Annotated in this window: 15 protein-coding genes; 13 read left to right on the forward strand and 2 right to left on the reverse strand. The window is 70.4% G+C overall.

Translation table 11 applies throughout. The features are described 5' to 3' along the window. Positions 1-351: 351 nt before the first annotated feature. From ACM26Y_RS08605 to ACM26Y_RS08665, 13 genes are all read left to right on the forward strand, one after another. Positions 352-1,404: a LacI family DNA-binding transcriptional regulator gene (locus ACM26Y_RS08605; protein ID WP_416063205.1), complete on the forward strand. Its 1,053-nt coding sequence runs from the start codon at positions 352-354 to the stop codon at positions 1,402-1,404. Between the two features lie 127 nt (positions 1,405-1,531). Further along, positions 1,532-2,617, forward strand: a complete 1,086-nt coding sequence (gene rutA, locus ACM26Y_RS08610; RefSeq protein ID WP_416063206.1) for a pyrimidine utilization protein A — start codon at positions 1,532-1,534, stop codon at positions 2,615-2,617. A 73-nt stretch (positions 2,618-2,690) separates the two neighbouring features. Further along, positions 2,691-3,659 carry a carbon-nitrogen hydrolase family protein gene (locus ACM26Y_RS08615; RefSeq protein WP_416063207.1) on the forward strand — a complete coding sequence of 323 codons (969 nt, stop codon included), beginning with the start codon at positions 2,691-2,693 and terminating at the stop codon, positions 3,657-3,659. Then, positions 3,656-5,308: an amidase gene (locus tag ACM26Y_RS08620; protein ID WP_416063208.1), complete on the forward strand. Its 1,653-nt coding sequence runs from the start codon at positions 3,656-3,658 to the stop codon at positions 5,306-5,308. The genes ACM26Y_RS08615 and ACM26Y_RS08620 overlap by 4 nt, the downstream gene beginning before the upstream one ends. Further along, positions 5,301-6,788 (forward strand): MFS transporter, encoded by a 1,488-nt coding sequence (locus tag ACM26Y_RS08625; RefSeq protein ID WP_416063209.1) that lies wholly within the window; start codon positions 5,301-5,303, stop codon positions 6,786-6,788. Before ACM26Y_RS08620 ends, ACM26Y_RS08625 begins: the two co-directional genes overlap by 8 nt. Beyond that, on the forward strand, positions 6,785-7,423 hold the full coding sequence (locus ACM26Y_RS08630; RefSeq protein ID WP_416063210.1) for an isochorismatase family protein: 639 nt from the start codon (positions 6,785-6,787) through the stop codon (positions 7,421-7,423). The genes ACM26Y_RS08625 and ACM26Y_RS08630 overlap by 4 nt, the downstream gene beginning before the upstream one ends. Before the next feature lie 191 nt (positions 7,424-7,614). After that, positions 7,615-8,793, forward strand: a complete 1,179-nt coding sequence (locus ACM26Y_RS08635; RefSeq protein WP_416063211.1) for a sugar ABC transporter substrate-binding protein — start codon at positions 7,615-7,617, stop codon at positions 8,791-8,793. Continuing rightward, complete coding sequence (locus ACM26Y_RS08640; RefSeq protein WP_416063212.1) at positions 8,780-10,318, forward strand: sugar ABC transporter ATP-binding protein; 1,539 nt, start codon at positions 8,780-8,782, stop codon at positions 10,316-10,318. Before ACM26Y_RS08635 ends, ACM26Y_RS08640 begins: the two co-directional genes overlap by 14 nt. After that, the gene (locus ACM26Y_RS08645; protein ID WP_416063213.1) at positions 10,318-11,349 is read left to right on the forward strand and encodes an ABC transporter permease; all 1,032 of its coding nucleotides are present in this window, start codon (positions 10,318-10,320) and stop codon (positions 11,347-11,349) included. The genes ACM26Y_RS08640 and ACM26Y_RS08645 overlap by 1 nt, the downstream gene beginning before the upstream one ends. Positions 11,350-11,373: 24 nt before the next feature. Beyond that, positions 11,374-11,877, forward strand: a complete 504-nt coding sequence (locus ACM26Y_RS08650) for an NADPH-dependent FMN reductase (protein WP_140188484.1) — start codon at positions 11,374-11,376, stop codon at positions 11,875-11,877. Beyond that, the gene (locus tag ACM26Y_RS08655; RefSeq protein ID WP_416063214.1) at positions 11,874-12,353 is read left to right on the forward strand and encodes a flavin reductase family protein; all 480 of its coding nucleotides are present in this window, start codon (positions 11,874-11,876) and stop codon (positions 12,351-12,353) included. The genes ACM26Y_RS08650 and ACM26Y_RS08655 overlap by 4 nt, the downstream gene beginning before the upstream one ends. Positions 12,354-12,358: 5 nt before the next feature. Then, positions 12,359-13,636 (forward strand): 3,4-dihydroxy-2-butanone-4-phosphate synthase, encoded by a 1,278-nt coding sequence (ribB, locus tag ACM26Y_RS08660; protein ID WP_416063642.1) that lies wholly within the window; start codon positions 12,359-12,361, stop codon positions 13,634-13,636. A 191-nt stretch (positions 13,637-13,827) separates the two neighbouring features. Continuing rightward, entirely contained in the window at positions 13,828-14,706 is an 879-nt protein-coding gene (locus ACM26Y_RS08665) for an alpha/beta fold hydrolase (RefSeq protein WP_416063215.1), read from the forward strand. Between the two features lie 147 nt (positions 14,707-14,853). Here the strand turns inward: ACM26Y_RS08665 and ACM26Y_RS08670 are convergent, their stop codons facing one another. Together ACM26Y_RS08670 and ACM26Y_RS08675 are read right to left on the reverse strand one after the other, a co-directional pair. After that, positions 14,854-15,483 carry a DUF3558 domain-containing protein gene (locus ACM26Y_RS08670; protein WP_416063216.1) on the reverse strand — a complete coding sequence of 210 codons (630 nt, stop codon included), beginning with the start codon at positions 15,481-15,483 and terminating at the stop codon, positions 14,854-14,856. Next, positions 15,480-15,812, reverse strand: coding sequence for a hypothetical protein (locus ACM26Y_RS08675; protein ID WP_416063217.1), 333 nt, complete (start codon positions 15,810-15,812; stop codon positions 15,480-15,482). Before ACM26Y_RS08675 ends, ACM26Y_RS08670 begins: the two co-directional genes overlap by 4 nt. Between the last annotated feature and the right edge of the window lie 196 nt (positions 15,813-16,008).

Raw genomic sequence — 16,008 nt, forward strand, 5'->3', positions numbered from 1 at the left:
CCGTTATTCTGTAGGCGGTACGAGGGCGACCTCCACGCTCTGCTGAATTCTGCGGTGATAAATGATTCGGTCATCAGCTACGGAGCCGCGGGGTTCCGTTGGGCGCCGGAGCAGTTACACCCCCGATCAGCGACGTTGGGGGGCGAATCTGTCAGAAGCCGCAGCCGTCGCCCTATGCGTGTCAACTGTTGACCGCGTCGTCCACTGAAGTGAATGTTGAGTGGCTCATGGCGACATTGCGCCGTAGTGGGTACCTTGCACCCCATTCGGCGTACTGCAATGGGTCCAACCCGTCGTCGACGGGTGCAAGCCTGAGCGCCGGAAGGGACGGCGCGCACCTAGAATCCGTGCGTGGGCAACAAGTCGGTCACCAGCTACGACGTCGCACGCGCCGCAGGCGTGTCGCAGTCGACGGTGTCGCGTGCCCTGCGGGGCGACCCGCGCGTCATCGAGGAAACCCGAGAGCGCATCCGGGCCTTGGCGAAGGAGATGGGCTACGTCCCGCACATCACGGCGCGGAGCCTGATCACGCGGCGGTCGTCGTCGATCGCGGTGGTCAGCGGTGACCTGCGGAACCCGTCGTATCCGACGCTGGTGAACACGCTGCAGGACCGGTTCGCGCAGCACGACTACCGGATGCTGCTGATGAGCGACCGGACCGAGGGGTCGTTGGAGAAGGACATCCTGGCGCTACGCGGTGGGCTGGTGGACGGGGTCGTGTTCATCTCGGCGCGGCTGGACTCGCCCATCGTGTCGGAGATGATCGACTGGAAGATCCCGCTGGTGATCCTCAACCGCGACGTCGACGGCAGCCAGGCCGGGCGGGTGGACCGGGTGACCTCGGACAACGTCGGCGGAGGCCGGCTCGTCGCCGACCACCTGATCGAGCTGGGGCACCGGCGCATCGGGCTGATCTCCGGCCCCCTGGAGAACCCGAGCGTGAAGCTGCGCGAGACCGGCTTCCGGGAGGGGCTCGACAGGCACGGCGTTTCGCTGGACGAGACGCTCGTGCACCGCGGCGCGGTGGACGCGAAGACCGGGTACGAGGGCGGCATGGAGCTACTGAGCCGGCCGGACCGGCCGACTGCGATGTTCTGCGCGACGGACTACATGGCCTACGGCACCCTCGACGCCACCAAGCGGCTGGGTCTGCTCGTGCCCGACGACGTGTCGATCGTCGGCTACAACGACCTCGACGCGTCGGGCTGGTCGATGTTCGACCTGACGACGGTGCGCCAGCCCCTCGAGGACATGGCCTCGGCTGCCGCCGAACTGCTGCTCGCGCGCATCGACGGCGCGGCGGGCGCGCCGGTGCACCGGAACTTCGCCGTGGAATGGGTGCAGCGGGGGAGTGCGGCCCCGATCGGTCACCTGGGGCGTGCGGAGTCCGTCAAAGATCGTTAACCGGGGCAACAAGTCCGTTACCCATGGGCTCCGATCCGGCAATAACCCCTGCATACATTCGAAGTCATAGCGCGCGGGGCGGTGTTGCCCCACCGCTTCTTCGAATCCCCGCAGCTTCAGGAGCGACATGGAAATCGGCGTCTTCATCCCCATCGGCAACAACGGCTGGCTCATCTCCAAGAGCGCCCCGCAGTACATGCCGTCGTTCGAGCTCAACAAGACGATCGTGCAGAAGGCCGAGAAGCACGGCCTCGACTTCGCCCTGTCGATGATCAAGCTCAAGGGCTTCGGCGGCGAGACCGAGTTCTGGGATCACAACCTCGAGTCGTTCACCCTCATGGCCGGCCTCGCGGCTGTTACCGAGAAGATCAAGCTGTTCGCCTCCACCCCGATCCTCACCCTGCCGCCGGCCATGGTCGCCCGCATGGCGTCGACCATCGACTCGATCGCCCCCGGCCGCTTCGGCGTCAACATCGTGACCGGTTGGGCGCCCAACGAATACACGCAGATGGGCCTGTGGCCGGGCGAGGAGTACTTCGGCTACCGCTACCAGCAGGCCACCGAGTACGTGACCGTCATGCGGCAGTTGTGGGCCGACGGCGTCAGCAACTTCAAGGGTGAGCACTACACGATGGACGAGTGCGTCCTCTCGCCGAGCCCCACCGGCGGCGCCGTGCCGATCGTCGCGGCCGGACAGTCCAAGAGCGGCATGAAGTTCGCCTCCGAGATGGCCGACTACAACTTCATCATGGGCACGGGCATCAACACGCCCACCGCGATCTCCGACGCGACCGCCACCCTCGTCGAGGCGGCGAGCAAGACGGGCCGCGACGTCGGCGCCCTGACGCTGTTCATGATCATCGCCGACGAGACCGACGAAGCGGCACAGGCGAAGTGGCAGGACTACCACGACAACGCCGACCTCGCCGCCCTCGGCTACATGGCCGACCAGTCCGCCGCCGACGCCACCGCGGACGACGCCTCGACGGCCAAGACTATCTCCCTGCCCGAGGGCGCGGTGAACTTCAACATGGGCACCCTCGTCGGCTCGTACGAGACAGTTGCGAAGATGCTCGACGAGGTCGCCGAGATCGAGGGCATCAAGGGCATCATGCTCACCTTCGACGACTTCGTCGAGGGTATCGAGAACTTCGGCACCCGCATCCAGCCGCTGATGAAGAGCCGCACCACCGTTCAGGCCGAAGCCGCCTGACCCCGAGCGGCGGGTGGGGGCGCGTGCCCCGAGCCGCGCCCCCACCCGCCACCCCACACCCGGAGGTTCCCTCTTGCATCCGCGCACCCTCGACGTCGCGATCGTCCAGGCCGGCGAACTCACCGAGGACCTCCTCGGCAATCTGGCCCGCCTCGCCGCCCTCGTCCGCACCGCCGCCGCACCCGACGCGACCGGCGCCGTCCCCGACCTGGTGGTGCTGCCCGAACTGATCACCACCCCCTACTTCTGCACCAGCCACGACGTCGACCGCACCCCCTGGGCGCAGACCGTCCCCGGCGAGGCCACCACGTTGTTCGGCGACCTCGCCCGCGAACTCGGCTGCGCGATCGCCTTCGGGCTGTACGAGCGCACCACCCACGACGCCACCCACAACTCCGTCGTCCTCGTCGACCCGGCAGGCGAGGTCGTCACCTGGCGCACCCCCGACGGCGGCGCAGTGCCCGCCTACCGCAAGCTCTCGCTGCCCGCGAGCAAGGTCGGCGACGTCGACATCGACGAGAAATACCACTTCGCGCCCGGCCAGGCCCCGGCGACCGCCGACCTGTTCGGCACCCGCTTCGGCTGCGTGATCTGCTACGACCGCACCTTCCCCGAGAACTGGGCCGCCGCCCGCGCATTGGGCGCCGAGGTGATGCTCGCGATCGTCTCGTCCCTCGGCACCCGCGAGGACCTGTTCCTCGCCGAGCTGCAGACCCGCGCCCTCGAATCGCAGATGTGGATCGTCGCCGCCAACCGGGCCGGGCCGGAAACCCTCAACGGCGTGACCGTCGACTACTTCGGCCTCTCGTGCGTCATCGCCCCGAACGGCGAGATCGTCGCGCAGGCACCCGCGCACCGGGCGGGGGAGACGCTGCGCTTCACCCTCGACCTCGACGCCGTCCCGGCCGTGCGCGCCGCCTTCCCGCTCGCCCGCGACCGTCGCCCCGACGTGCTGCGCCTGCTCGCCGACCTCACCTCCGGCACCCTCCGGCCCGCGCCGCTGCCCCGGCCGAGTGCCCTACCGCTGGAGGTGAGCGGATGACCACCACCGACTACCCCGACCTCACCGCCGCCGCGGCCACCACCGTCGACGACCTGCTGCCGCAGGCCCGCGCCGACATGAGGTCCCTGCTCGAGACCTCCCGACTCGCGCCGCTGCCGCCCGCGCCCGACGCCCCACCCGCTGAGCCCGCCCATTCCGTCGCGCTGCTTGCCGCGAGCCCCGTCCCGGTCCCGCCCGTCCCTGCCCCGGAATACACCCCGTGCACCGACGCGGCGCTGCACGACTTCGGCGTGCTCGACCTGCTCACCGCCTACGCCGACGGCACCACCACGCCCACCGCGGTGCTCGCCGCGCTGCGCGCCCGCTGGGCCGCCCCGGCGCTCGTGGGCGGGGCGATCCTCGCCGTCGTCGAGGGCGCCGACGAGGCCGCCGCCGACTCCGATCGTCGCTGGCGTGACGGCACCGCCCGTCCGCTCGAGGGAATCTTCTTCGGCGTCAAGGACATCGTCGACGTCGCCGGCGCGCCCGTCACCGCGGGCTCGCACACTACCGGCGACCGCATCGCCGACACCGACGCGACGGCCGTCGCGCGGCTGCGGGCCGCCGGCGCCATCCCCGTCCTGATCACCGCGACCACCGAATTCGCCTGCGGCGCGCCGCACAACGCCCGCTACGGCGCCGTCATCAACCCGTGGGACCGCAGCCGCTGGACCGGCGGCTCGTCGACCGGCTCGGCCGGCGCCCTCGCCGCGCGCCTCGTCCCGCTTGCCCTCGGCACCGACACCGGCGGCTCGATCCGCGTGCCCAGCGCTCTGTGCAACCTCACCGGCATCAAGCCCACCTACGGGCTCGTCCCGCGCACGGGCGTCGCGTCGCTGTCGTGGACCCTCGACCACATCGGGCCGATGGCCCGCTCCGCCGCCGACCTGCGCGTCGTCCTCGACGTCCTTGCCGGACCCGACGGCCTCGACCCCGCCGCGGCCCCGGATGCGGTGGCGCGGCAGGTGCAGGCCGGCCTCGCCGAACCCGGCACTCCCGGCGTGCCGTCGCTGGCGGGCGTGCGGCTCGGCGTCCCCACCACGTGGTTCACCGAGTTGTGCGACGCGGGCGTGCTGGCCGCGTGGGAGGCGGCCGTCGCCGCGCTGCGGGACTTGGGCGCCGAGGTGGTGCCCGTCGACATTCCCGACGCCCACCGCCTGCACGACGACGTCACCATCGTGCTCACCTGCGAACTCGCCGCCAACCAGGAGGGCGCGCTGGCGCGGTTCGCACAGTTCGACATCGGGACTCAGGTGCGCATCGCGCGCGGGCTGGTGCCGTCGGCGGTGGACTACCTGCGCTCGCTGCGCCGCCGCGCCGGCGCCCAGCGCGCGACGGTGCAGGCCTTCGACGCCACCGGGATCGACGCCCTCGTCACCCCGGGCATCGGAGCGACGGCCGCGCGCCTGTCGGACGTCACCGTCGAGATCGACGGCGTGCGCCACCCCATGCAGTCGATCGTGGGCCGCAACACCGGCCTGTTCGACTACCTCGGCCTGCCCGCGGTGATGGCCCCGGCCGGCGTCGTCGACGGCCTGCCCGTCGGCGTGCAGATCGTGGGCCGGCCGTGGGCCGACGACACGTGCCTGCGTCTGGTGCAGGCGCTGCAGACCGTCACCGACGTCCACGAGCGTCGCGCCGATGGATAGCGTTGCCGCACGGGATCATCCGTGGCGGGTGTTCGCGGCCACCAGCGTCGGCGTGGTCGCGGTGTTCCTCAGCATCAGTGGCCTCACCGTCGCGCTGCCCACCGTCACCCGCGAGCTGGGGGCGTCGGCGGCGCAGTCGACGTGGATCCTGCTGGGCTACATGCTCGTCACCACCGCACTGATCCTCGTGTTCGGCCGGCTCGCCGACATCGTCGGCCGGCGCCCGCTGTATCTGGCGGGGCTGGCGGTGTTCACGGTCGCGACCGGGCTGTGCATGCTCGCGCCGTCCGCCGGGTGGCTGATCGCGGCGCGGGTGCTGCAGGGGGTCGGGGCGGCGGCCGTCGTCACCAACAACACGGCGCTGCTCACCGACACGTTCCCGCCGCACAGCCTGGGCCGTGCCCTCGGCTGGAACGCGACCGTCGCGGCCGTCGCGCAGGTCGTCGGGCCGGTGATCGGCGGTGCCGCGACGGCCGCGTTCGGCTGGCGCGGGCTGTTCGTCGTCGTGCTGCCCGTGGGGGTGCTCGCGATCGCGTCGTCGCTGCTGGTGATCCCGCGCGGCACCCGACGTCGCGTCGAGCGCGAGCCGTTCGACCTGGCCGGGGCCGTGCTGTCGACGGCGCTGCTGACCGCCGTCGTGCTGGCGCTGACGCCGGGGGTGACGTCGTCGTCGTGGCTGCCGTGGGCGTGCGGCGCGGCGAGCCTCGTGCTCGGCGCGGTGTTTGCGGCGGTGCAGATCCGTCGCACCCACCCGCTGGTGGACCTGACGCTGTTCCGCGACCGCGGCATCGCGCTCGTCCTCGTCGCGGTGCTCGTCAACGCCGTCGCCACCTACGCGGTGACGCTGCTCGTGTCGCTGTACGGGCAGGCGGTGGGCGGGATCTCGGCCGTCGCGGCCGGGCTGCTGGTGATGCCCGTCGCGGTGGGTACCGTCGTCGCGGCCGCCGCCGCGGGCTCGCTCATGCTGCGCTTCACCCCGCGCACGCTGACCGCAACGGGCACGGCACTCAACGCGGTCGGGCTGCTCGGCGTCACCCTGATGCTCTCGCCGGACGGCGGCTCGCTCGGGGCGACGGCGCCGTTCCTGTTCGTCCTCGGCTGCGGCACCGGGCTGTTCATGACGCCGAGCACTAGCGCGCTGATGCTCACCGCGCCCGCGGAACGTCGCGGGATCGCCAACGGGCTGCGCTCGACGCTGCAGAACGTCGGTTACCTGCTCAGCACCGCGCTGGCGCTCGCCGTCGCGACCGTCGGTCTCAGCGCCCCCGCGCGGCAGGCCGCGTACGGCGGCACCCTCGGCACCCTCGGCAGCGCCGAGCTGGCGCGGTTCGTCGACAACGTCCGCGCGGTGGGCCTGGCCTTGGCCGTCGTCGCCGCCGCGGGCGTCGCGGTGTGCCTTGCCTTCCCGCGTCGGAACGCCACCGCGCTCGCCGCCGTGCGTCCCCTCGAACCAGCCACGACCTTGAAGGAATCCGCATGACCCTCGCCGATCGCACCGCCCAGGCGGCCGACTTCGCCCGCGCCGGGTTCGGGCAGGAACTTCAGCCCGGCACCCGTCCGGCCCTGATCATCGTCGACCCGGCCCGCGCCTACATCGACCCCGACTGCCCGCTCTACGCCGGGGTGGAGGAGAACGTCGCGGCGATGCGCACGCTGCTCGCCGACGCCCGCGCCGCCGGCATCCCCGTCGTGATCACCGAGGTGCGGCTGCGCGCCGACGGTGCCGACGCCGGGGTGTTCTTCAGGAAGTCGGGCACGCTCGTCGCGTTCTGCGAGGGCAGCCCGTACGGGGAACTCATCGACGGCCTCGAGCCGAGGTGTGCCGAGCTGCTGGTGACGAAGAAGTACGCCAGCGCGTTCTTCGGGACGTCGCTGAATTCGTACCTGACGTCGCTCGGGGTGGACACCGTCCTCATCGCGGGCCTGTCCACGAGCGGCTGCGTGCGCGCGACGACCCTCGACGCGATGCAGCACGGCTACATCCCCATCGTCGTGGAAGACGCCGTGGGCGACCGGGATCCGGAAATCCACCACTCGAACCTTTTCGACATGCAGCAGAAGATGGCCGAGGTCTGGCCGCTGACCCGCGCCCAGTCCTACCTCGCCCGTGCGTGATTCCGGTAGCTCTGACGACCGAAAACGCGCACGGGCGGGGGAGACGCACGGCAGTTAACACGAACGAACCAACGGTGTTGTTGGACGCAACACGGCACCCGATACATTCGAAGTCATCGACCGCATCGACCGGCTCCGCAACGTCGCGCCCCGCCTCTCGTCGAACCTCCTCTTCCCCTCCAGGAGAATTCATGCGCACCACCCTTCCCGGCCGCGCCGCGATCGCCGCGCTCACTCTCACGGCCGCCCTCGGTCTCGCCGCATGCAGCAGTTCCGGCTCCGGCGGTGGCGACGTCTCCGACGCCGACGTCGCCGCCGGAATCGACTATGCCCGCGCCCAGCTCGCGAAGTACGAGGGCGACCCGGAGTTCACGCTCGAGGCCGAGCCCTTCCCGATGCGGAACATCGCCGGAAAGACGATCTTCGCGATCCCCACCAACAGCGAGAACCCCTACAACGTCGCGGTCGACGAGGAATCGAAGAAGGTCGCCGAACGCTACGGCGCCACCTGGATCGAATACACCAACCAGGGCCAGCCCGCCCAGTGGGCCACCGGCGTCGAACAGGCCGTCAACCAGCGCGTCGACCTGATCATCCTCTCGCAGGGCATCGACGCCTCCCTCATCAAACCCTCCCTCGAAAAGGCAGACGCAGCAAACATTCCCGTCCTGCTCACCCACACCATCCTGCGCGGCGAGCCGCTGCCCGCCGACCTCGAGGACCTCGTCGACGCCACCACCGACGCCCCGCTCGCCGAGGCCAACCGTCTCACCGTCGACTGGATGATCGACCGGACCGAGGGCGAGGGCAACGCCCTGATCATCACCTCCAACGAGGTCCCGCCCGCCAAGGCCGAGGTCGCGGCGATGGAGGACGAGATCGCGCAGTACTGCCCCAGGTGCGAATACAAGATCGTCAACGTGCCCGTCGCCGAGTGGGCCACCAAGATCCAGTCCGAGGTGCAGTCCGCCCTCTCCGCCGACCCCACCATCGACTTCGTCCTGCCCATCTACGACTCGATGTCGCTCTACGCCCAGTCCGGCATCAAGGCCGCCGGCAAGACCGGACAGGTCGAGATCTCCTCGGTCAACGGCACCCCCGCCGTGCTGAAGATCCAGCAGGACGACGGCATCGTCACCATGAACGTCGGCGAGTCCATCCCGTGGCTCGCCTGGGCCACCATGGACCAGGCCGGCCGCCTGCTCCTGGGCTACGACCCCGTCCCGAACGGTGCCCAGCAGACCCCGCTCAAGCTCATCACCGCCGACAACATCGACGAGACCGGCATCCCGCCGCAGCCCGACAGGGGCTACGGCACCGCCTACGTCACCGGCTACGAGGCCCTCTGGGGGTCCAGTGAGCAGCCCTGACCCCATCGTCAACATCGTCGGCCTGTCCAAGACCTTCGGCAGCCACACCGTCCTGAACGACGTCGGCCTGACGATCCACGCCGGCGAGGTGCACGGCCTGCTCGGCGAGAACGGCTCCGGCAAGTCCACCCTCATCAAAGTCCTCGCCGGGTTCCACGCCCCCGACCCCGGCGCCGCCCTGCAGGTCCGCGGCCGCGACGTGCCCCTGCCCGTCCCCGCCGGCGCGTTCCGCGACATCGGCATCAGCTTCGTCCACCAGGACCTCGCCCTCGTGCCCGACCTGTCGGTGGTGGAGAACCTGCGCGTCGGCCCCGTCGTCGCCGGCTCGCGGCCGTGGATCTCTTGGCGGCGTGAGAAGTCCACCGCCCGAGCGCTGTTCGACCGCTTCGGCCTGGACGTCGACCCCGACGCGCCGGTGTCGAGCCTCGGCGAGACCGACCGCGCGCTCGTCGCGATCCTGCGGGCCGTGGAGGAACTCGGCGACCGCCGCACCCTCCTCGTCCTCGACGAGCCGACCGTCTTCCTGCCCCGTGAGGGCACCGACCTGTTGTTCTCCGTCGTCCGCGAGATCGTCGCCGACAAGAAGGCCGCGGTCCTGTTCGTCTCGCACGACCTCGACGAGGTGCTCGACCACACCGACCGCGTCACCGTCCTGCGCGACGGCGTCTCTCAGGGCACCCACCGCACCCGCGACCTCACCGCCGCCTCGCTCATCGACCTCATCGTCGGCCGCAGCCTCGACTCCGCCGACCCCCGCGTCGCCGGGCCCGTCCGCGACTTCGACGACGCGGCGCCGCTCGCCCGGATCGAGGAACTCGAGACCGCGACCGTCGACGGGATCGGCTTCGACGTGCGGCCCGGCGAGATCGTCGGCCTCACCGGCATCGCCGGCTCCGGCTATGACGACGTGCTGCCCGCCCTCTACGGGGCCCGACAGGCCCGCGGGGGACGGTTGACGATCGGCCCCGACACTGTTGCGCTACAGACGATCACGCCGATCGACGCGCTCGACCGCAAGGTCGTGTACGTGCCGCCGGACCGCAAGGTGGAGGGCAGCGCGCCGGAACTGACCGTCGCCGAGAACGTCACCCTGCCGATCCTCGGCGCGGCCCTGGTCAAACCGGGCGCGCTCAGGGCCGTCGCCGCGTCCCTCGCCGAACGCTGCGACGTGCGGCCCCGCGACCCGCAGGCCGTCTACGGTTCCCTCTCCGGCGGCAACCAGCAGAAGGCCCTGCTCGGCAAGTGGCTCCAGACCGACCCAGCGCTGGTGCTGCTCGCCGAACCCACCCAGGGCGTGGACATCGGTGCCCGCGCCCGCATCTTCGAGATGCTCCGCGAGACGGCGCGCGGGGGAGCGGGCATCGTCGTCGCCAGCTCCGACTACGAGCAGCTGTCGGTGCTGTGCGACCGCGTCCTCGTCTTCTCCCGCGGCCACATCGTCGCCGAACTCACCGGCGACCACCTTTCCAAGCACCACATCTCGGACAGCGTCCTCGGACTGACCCGACAGGAAGTGAAAGCCTGATGTCCGTCACCCTCGACAAGACCACCACCACGAAAACGCCCGCCACCGTTGCAGAGTCGACCCGGCCACGCGTCGCGCTCGGCCCGCTGGTCGAGAAGTACGCGCTCGTGCTGGCCCTCGTCGCCGTCGTGCTCGTGTTCAGCGCGCTGCGCCCCGAGATCTACCCGACCGCGAACAACCTGCAGAACATCCTCGGCTCGCAGGCCGTGCTGCTCATCCTCGCCCTCGGGCTGATCGTGCCGCTCACCGCCGGCGAGTTCGACCTCTCGGCCGTGTCCACCATGTCCCTCGCCGCAATGACCATCGCGGTGCTCAACGTCCAGCAGGGCTGGTCGCTGCCGCCGGCCATCGCTGTCGCCGTGCTCGTCGCGCTGTTCGTCGGCATCGTCAACGCCGTGCTCGTCGTCCGGCTGCACATCGACTCGTTCATCGCGACGCTCGGCAGCGGCACCGTCGTCCTCGGCGTGGTGCAGTGGATCTCCGACTCCACCTCGGTCACCGGCATCGACGCCGCGCTCGTCGACGCGACCATCGGCACCCGCCTGTTCGGGGTGTCGCTGCAGTTCTACTACGCCCTCGCCCTCGTCCTGCTCACCGCGGTGATCTTCCAGTACACGCCGATCGGGCGCCGGCTGCTGTTCGTCGGGCGCGGCCCGCAGGTCGCGCGGCTCAGCGGCCTGCACGTCGACCGCATCCGCGGCGGCGCGCTCGTCACCTCCGCGCTCGTCGCGGCCCTGGCCGGCATCGTCTACGCCGGCATGCTCGGCGGCGCCGACCCGTCGTCCGGGCAGTCGTTCATGCTGCCGGCGTTCGCCGCCGCGTTCCTCGGCGCCACCGCGATCGTGCCTGGCCGCTTCAACGCCTTCGGCACCCTCGTCGCGGTGTACTTCCTCGTCGCCGGGGTCGTCGGCCTGCAGATGCTCGGCGTCGCCAGCTTCGTCCAGCAACTGTTCTACGGCGGCGCACTCGTCGTCGCCGTCGCCCTCTCCGGTGCGGTCCGTCGCCGCACCGCCTCCCGATCCGCGCGCTGAGCGCCCGACCGAAGGACACCCGCCATGAAGACCACCGTCGTCGCCGGCAACCCGAAGCCCGGCTCTCGCACCCTCGACGCCGCCACCCTCCTGGCCACCGAACTCACCGGCTCCGCACCCGACCACGTCGTCGATGTGATCACCCTCGGACCCGGCCTGCTCGGCTGGGGTGACGACGCGGTCAAGGCCGCGGTGGACACCGTTGCCGCCTCGGACCTCGTGGTCTTCGCCAGCCCCACGTTCAAGGCCACCTACACCGGCATCCTCAAGCTGTTCCTCGACCAGTTCGCCACCGGCGACGGCCTGCGCGACGTCACCGCCGTGCCGCTCATGCTCGGCGCCGGCCCGGCCCACGCCATGGCCCCCGACCTGCTGCTCAAGCCGGTGCTCGTCGAACTCGGCGCCACCACCCCGGCGCCGGGGCTGTACCTGCTCGACTCCACCTACACCACCGACACCCGGATCGCCGACTACGCCGAGCGCTGGGCGCCGGTCCTGCGTTCCACTCTCCGGACGGAGGCACGATGACCATCTTTGACGGCGCCGCGCTGCGCCGCGCTTTCGCCCACGTTCCCTCGGGTGTCGTCGCGATCTGCGCTGACACCGGCAGTGAGCGGATCGGCATGGCCGCAAGCACTTTCGTTCCCGTCTCGCTTGACCCGCCGCTCGTCGCGTTCTGCGTGCAGAACAGCTCGGCCACCTGGCCGAAGCTCGCGGCACGGCCGCGTCTCGGCATCAGCGTCCTGAACTCCGACGGTGCCGCCCGGGGGCTCGCGGCCAAGGACGGCGACCGGTTCGCCGGCGTCGACACCGAAACCCGGGACGGGGGAGCGCTGTTCGTCGCCGGCTGTAGCGTCCAGATGAACGTGTCGATCGAGCAGCAGGTCCCCGCGGGCGACCACGCCATTGTAGTGTTGCGCGTCCACGAGCTGCTCTGCGACGACACCGGCACCGAGCCGATCGTGTTCCACCGCAGCGCCTTCCGCAGGCTGGTGGCGTCGTGAGCCGGATGGAGGCGGCGCTGGCCGCGCTGCGCGCGGGGCGGCCCGTCCTCGTCGCCGACGACGCCGACCGCGAGAACGAGGGTGACGTGATCCTCGCCGCCCACCACGCCAGTCCGGAGTGGATCGCGTGGACCGTGCGGCACACCTCGGGCCTGCTGTGCGCGCCGATGACCGGCGCCCGCGCCGACGCCTTGGAGCTGCCGGCGATGGTGACCGACAACCAGGACCCGAAGCAGACCGCGTACACGATCACCGTTGACGCGGCGCGCGGGGTGAGCACCGGCATCAGCGCCGCCGACCGCGCCACCACGCTGCGGGTTCTCGCCGACCCCACCGCCACCGCCCGGGACCTGATCCGGCCCGGGCACATCCTGCCGCTGCGCGCCCGGACCGGTGGTGTGCTCGAACGTCCCGGCCACACCGAGGCCGCCGTCGACCTGTGCGCTCTCGCCGGTCTGCCGCAGGTCGGGGTGATCGCCGAGCTCGTCGCCGACGACGGGTCCATGATGCGCATGCCCGGCATCGAGGACCTCGGCGCCCGGAACGACCTGCCCGTCCTCACCGTCGCGGAGCTGATCGCCTATCGCGCCGCGCACCCGCTACCCGCAGCCGCGGTGCCGGCCGGGCGGGTGATCCGCGCCGACGAGACCGTGATGCCGACCCGGTTCGGCACCTTCCGCGCCGTCGGCTACCAGGACCGGCACACCGGCGCCGAGCATCTGGCGTTGCTCGCCGGTGAGCCGGATGACGGCGCGCTGGTGCGGGTGCATTCGGAGTGCCTGACCGGCGAGTCGTTCGCCTCCCAGCGCTGCGAGTGCGGCCCGCAGCTCGACGCCGCCCTCGAACGCCTCGCCCACGAGGGCGGGGTGCTGGTGTACCTGCGCGGGCACGAAGGCCGTGGCATCGGCCTGCTGAAGAAGCTCGCCGCCTACCGGCTGCAGGACGGCGGCCTGGACACCGTGCAGGCCAACCTCGAGCTCGACGAACCCGCCGACGGCCGCGAATACGGCGGCGCCGCCGCGATCCTGCACGACCTCGGTGTGTGGTCGGTGCGGCTGCTCACCAACAACCCGGCCAAGATCTCCGGCCTCGAGGCCAACGGCATCGTGGTGTCGGGGCGGGTGCCGCTGCACGTCGGCAGGGCCCCGGCGAACGTGCGTTACCTCGAAGCCAAACGACGGCGGATGGGGCATCTGCTGCCGGTTGCGGAAGGCTCAGGCGCAGAACATTATCCGCGCGTCCTGCAGTCATCCGCTCGTGCAATTGCAGGAGCGGATGACTGACGGCCGAGCGGCTGTGAGGGCCTTTCAGCGGTTGCGTGACTCGAACTCGTCGAGTGCGACGACGATACGCGCGACGGTGTAACTCCACAGCTGCCTCGAGTCCGCGCTCCCGGGTAGCCGCCGGCATGGACACACCCTTTCCGAGAGGGCCACTATGAACGTGGTATCTCCACCGTGCGAAGGGGGTCGCCGTGCCTACTCCCGCCTCGGCCTGGTCGCCGCCGCTGCCCGAGGCGTCCGGCTTCGACCATCTCGTCGTGGAGACGCCCGGACTGCATACTCACGTCGCCGCCATCGGCGAAGGTGAACCGGTCGTGCTGTTGCACGGATTTCCCGAGCACTGGTGGCAGTGGCACGCCATAGCGCCGGTCATCGCGGCAAGCGGTTACCGCGTCATCTGTCCCGACCTGCGCGGGGCGGGCTGGACCGTGGCCGACGATCCGCGTGTCGAACGCGAAACCCGGCTCCGCGACCTGATCGCTCTCTTCGACGTCCTCCACATCGAGCGCACCCACCTCGTCGCCCACGACATGGGCGTCCTGACTGCAATGCAGCTGACCTACGACCACCCCGAGCGGGTTCGCACGGCAGTGCAACTCGCCGTGCCGCCGGCCTTCATGACGTTCAGCCCGAAGATCCTGCCGGGCTTCCGGCACCTGTCCGCGTTCGTTTGGCACCGCCCGGGCGCCTCACTGCGTGGAGCCTTCTCCCCGGCGTACGTTGCTCGCCCGATGTCGGAGGCAACCGTTGAAGCGCACCTCGCCCCGATGCGCCGCCCCGACATCGACGGCGCGGTGCGTCCGCTCCTGCGTGGCATGGTGCTGCCCGAAGCCGTGCGCATGGCACGGGGGGTCTACCGACGTCGGAGGCTCACGGTGCCGACCCTCGTCGTGTTCGGCCGCCAAGACCACCCGTGGAACCAACAGCTGGGCCGCATCTGCCGCAATCCGGAGCGGTACGCCGATCGCCTCGAGTTCGCCTACGTCGACGACGCAGCGCACTTCATCACCGACGACGCTCCAACCGAGGTCGCCGACCTCGCGATCGACTGGTTCGAACGAGCAGCATGACGTAGGGCTCACTACTCGCTCTTCCGCTTACCGCTCCGAGCACTCTTGCGCGTCTCACTGGACAGAGCGCAGCTCCAGTGTGATCAACCGTAGCGTGGGACGCCGACACAAAGGCGGTGCTCTCTGCGTGAATCCTGGGGATGCCGTTCAGCGCGATGTCGATTCGAAGTCGTCGAGAACCGCGACGATCCGACCCACAGTGTCCTCCAGGCCGACGCACCACTGTGATTCCGGTAGGGGAGCGCTGCTGTCGCGGAAGTGGATTCGGCCGAATATGAGCACCCCATATGACGTTTCGACGCTCATCCCACATCGGTACGGTAGGGACGAGTTGATCTTCAAGAGCGCTCTCCGTCCGGCGAGTTCCGTGAGCACCAGGTCATCGCCGTTGCCGATGGCCTTCTGCCGTTCCTCCTCGAAGTCGAAGTTGGCGGATAGCACGGACAGGTCATAGCGCGCCAGAACTCCGGGAATGTGCACGATGCCGTCGTAGGCACAGCCGAGCATCGTGAAATGGGTGGCGGCGAAGTCCGCGTTGTCTTTGGTGGCCGGGTCGTAGCCGGCGGCGGTGAGCACCTCGTCGGGGATGTCGAGACACGGGTCGAAGGCAACGAGCGGTCGGTCGGATTCGTCGACCAGGCGCGGCGGTCGCGTCGTGGAGGCCGGCGAACTCGGCGACTCGCCAGCGGTGACCGTGGTTGGTGTAGGTGCAGCGCAGCCGGTGAGCGCAACCAGCACCCAGAGCGCGCCGGCGACCGTAAGGCGGCGTGTGATCACTGCTCCTCCTGGTTCGCGGCACGTAGGCGTTCGGCCCAGTCGTACTCCGCGGCGAGGAAACCGTCTCCGCCGGCGGCGAACGTCGCCCGCATGTCGGAGAGGACCGCCTGAAACTGTTCGAGCCGCTCGTAGAGGGACGCAGGCGTACCCCTGGCCTTGCGCACGAATCCGGCACGCAGAGCCTGAGCCGATGCGAAACCCCCGAAGCTTGGCGCATCGGCCAGATTGCCTGCCTGTCGCGCTGCTTCTCGGAGCGTTCCGAGCATGGTGTCGCAGAGTTCGACGATCTCGTCGATCGCCTGCGGGTCCAGACGAAGTTCCTCGGCCATGAAATCCCCCCATGATGTCCAATGGCCCGGGTACTGTAGCGCGCCGGCGGAGAGGATCGGTCTGTCGGTGCCGAATCCCCTCGAACCGGTGGCGGAAAGCTGGGCCGCACTGCGACATCGGCGCATGCGGGTTCCGCGCTGCCGTCAGTCGTCCGCGGCGGCAATCGCAGGGGCGGATGACTGACGGGCGAGCGGG

It is taken from the genome of Rhodococcus indonesiensis, from assembly GCF_047782815.1.
Classification (GTDB): Bacteria; Actinomycetota; Actinomycetes; order Mycobacteriales; family Mycobacteriaceae; genus Rhodococcus; species Rhodococcus indonesiensis.